The sequence below is a fragment of the Protofrankia sp. CiP1_Cm_nod1 genome (assembly GCF_920888515.1).
Classification (GTDB): Bacteria; Actinomycetota; Actinomycetes; order Frankiales; family Frankiaceae; genus Protofrankia.
This window is the reverse complement of record NZ_CAKKTM010000130.1, coordinates 1-2,537: the sequence shown is the minus strand read 5'-3', so window position 1 is coordinate 2,537 and position 2,537 is coordinate 1. Positions and strand designations below refer to the sequence as shown.

General features: G+C 70.7%; 4 protein-coding genes. All 4 read right to left on the bottom strand.

The features are described 5' to 3' along the window. Positions 1 to 236: hypothetical protein (locus NBX02_RS06230; protein ID WP_250290395.1), on the bottom strand; the 236-nt coding region annotated here is incomplete at its 3' end. Positions 237 to 782: 546 nt separating this feature from the next. Then, the gene (locus NBX02_RS06225; RefSeq protein ID WP_250287507.1) at positions 783 to 1,049 is read right to left on the bottom strand and encodes a hypothetical protein; all 267 of its coding nucleotides are present in this window, start codon (positions 1,047 to 1,049) and stop codon (positions 783 to 785) included. An 84-nt stretch (positions 1,050 to 1,133) separates the two neighbouring features. Continuing rightward, positions 1,134 to 1,553, bottom strand: a complete 420-nt coding sequence (locus NBX02_RS06220) for a hypothetical protein (protein ID WP_250290393.1) — start codon at positions 1,551 to 1,553, stop codon at positions 1,134 to 1,136. 656 nt (positions 1,554 to 2,209) lie between these two features. Next, a partial coding sequence (locus NBX02_RS06215; RefSeq protein ID WP_250290391.1) for a helix-turn-helix domain-containing protein occupies positions 2,210 to 2,537 on the bottom strand: 328 nt, incomplete at its 5' end.

Genomic DNA, 2,537 nt, shown 5'->3' with positions numbered 1-2,537 from the left:
CGCGACCAGCGGGCGGCGTCCGCGAGCGCGGCGCGTGCGGCGGCGGCATCCCGCCCCAGGTCGAGAACGCCGAGGCCGCCGGCCCGGGCCACCGCGGCCGTCAGGCGCGCGTCAGGCTCGGTGAAGGGAGTGACCGCGACGACGAGGTCCCGTGACGGCCCGGGGACCCGCGCCGCCCCGGCCCGCGGCACCCCGGGGCCGCGGGCCTGCGGGTTACGGTGCGTGCTGGTGCTCATGGGTGGTCCCTCCTGACCGGGCCGCGGGCGGCCGGCCCGGTACCTGCCGGCCCGGTACCTGCCGGCGCGGCTGCCGGTATCCAGGTGCGCGGCCACAGCGACGATCGCCTGTCGGCCCGCCGGCCGGCTGGTGGCCGGCGGGCCGGCGGCCACGGGCGTGCCGCGGCCGACACGCCGAGGAGCCCGGGAGCCGAACCGTATACATGCACAAAGAAACAACTATGACACATTATATTCACAATAATGCGCCAGAAAAAGCAACCAAAAATCACGCGACTCACAACGACGACAGTTTTCAAGGTCGACATCATTTCCCAGCAGATCGTTGGCCGACGGTCCATGACGGACACCAACGGCGATCGACACCGGTTCACCGAGATCGGCACTTGCGGGTGCCGGACCAGCTCCTTCCCCGGACAGGCAGGACATGGGCGCGGACACCGTGCCACCGGATGCGTGTCGGAAATTTTAGCCCCCCGGGAAAACCGGCCGGCGGGACCCACCGGCCGGGCAACACGGAGGAAACCGGACGCGGACACAGCGCAGCTATCCATACACGGAAGGGCAGGTACGGTGACCGCTTTCGGGACGTCCGGTTTCGTCGGGCCCGGCCATCCGCGCCCCGCCGCCGATGCCGCCGACGATGCCGCCGCCGTAGATGCCGTAGATGCCGCCGGCAATCCGCTGGCAAAGGCGTCCGCACGGCGTTCCCGCGACCGGTCGTCCCCGGTACGGATCGTCCTTGTATCCGAATCCGGCCGAAGCGCGGGAGGATGTGAGAAAACGCACCCGGCAACCGGTGTAGCCGGCCATGCGGTGGCCCGCCGCGTAGCCGGCCCGGGTCCCGCACGGCCACGCGGGACGGCACCGGCCACGGCCATCCGGGCGATCCCCGGCTCAGACCGGGGCGTGCAGGTCACGGCTCTCGACGATCGCCCCGTCCGAGACCACCAGATGGTCGAAGGAGCCCTCGGACTCCGCGATCCAGAACGCCCCGCCGAGCGTTATCGGGTCCAGGTTGTGCCGCTGGGAGGCCCGGAACCGGCGGCGGCGCACTAGCACGACCCGCAGCGGCCCGCGGCCGCCGAGCAGCGATCCCCACACGACGGTGAAGACCACCGGCGGATGCCGCCCGTCCACCGCCGTGGTGCCTTCCTCCCAGCCGAGAATCGGCGTCCGGTCGAGCGGCTGGTCAAGGCGGGTGGTGGAATCGTCGGCGGACTTCAGCCGCCAGTGCAGAAGGCCCACCGGCGAACTCACCAGTTCGACTTCCACACCGGAAAGCGGCAGTTTTATCCGGTCGTACACCTGGTCCATCGCGTCACCCCCGGCCGCGTCACCCCGGACCGGTCGAGGCCGCCGGTCCCACGCCGCAGACGACATCGCCCACCCCACCATCGGATGCCGTCGCCCAGCGCCGCGAGGACAAAGATCTGTCAGCGGCCACGGGTAGCGCATCCTCCCCACGGGGTGAGAGGAAGATGAATTAGATCATATCAGTTCACAGCATGTGCCACAGCGGCCGGCACGGCGACACGACCGGCACGGATACGGCGACGCCAGTCACCCGGTAATCGCACGCCGGATATATCCCGACCATACGTCGATCATATTTCCACCACATACTTCCGGCATATTTCCAGTGTACTTCCGGCATACTTCCAACGATATTTTCGGCATATCTCCAACGACCGGACCGGCCCATCGGGACAGCGGCCACGGCCGACCACGACCACGACCACGACCACGACCGTATTCTCACGGGCTGCCGCGTACTGTTGTCGCCGACGGGCCGGGGTCTCGACGGCCCGCGACCGACAACCGCGAGCCACGGGCGCGAGCCACGGGCGCGGACGGCTCCGCCGCCCCGCGTCGTCCCGCTCGCGTACGGCCGGGCGGCCGGGTGGCCCAGGGGGCTCCGCGGGACACGGCTCTGGCCCCCGGCCCGGCCGGGCTCACAGCGGATCCTGGGCTCACAGCAGGTGAAGCGCACGAGCCCGGTGCACGGCGTCCCGGCGGCGGGCCACGTCGAGCTTACGGTAGATGCTCTTGAGGTGGGTCTTCACGGTGTTCACCGAGACGAACATCTCGCTGGCGATCTCCGCCGTGGTGAGCATCGTCGGCAGATAGCTCAGGACCGTCTGCTCCCGGCCGCTCAGCGGCTCGACAGCGGCCGGCGGCGGCCCGGCCGGCTCCACCCCCGGCCCGGCCGTCCCCACCGCGTGTCCGGCCTGCGGCCCGACCTGGGAGGAGCCCGCCAGGACGCTTCCGGCCGAACCGCCCGGACCAGCCGGACCGGTC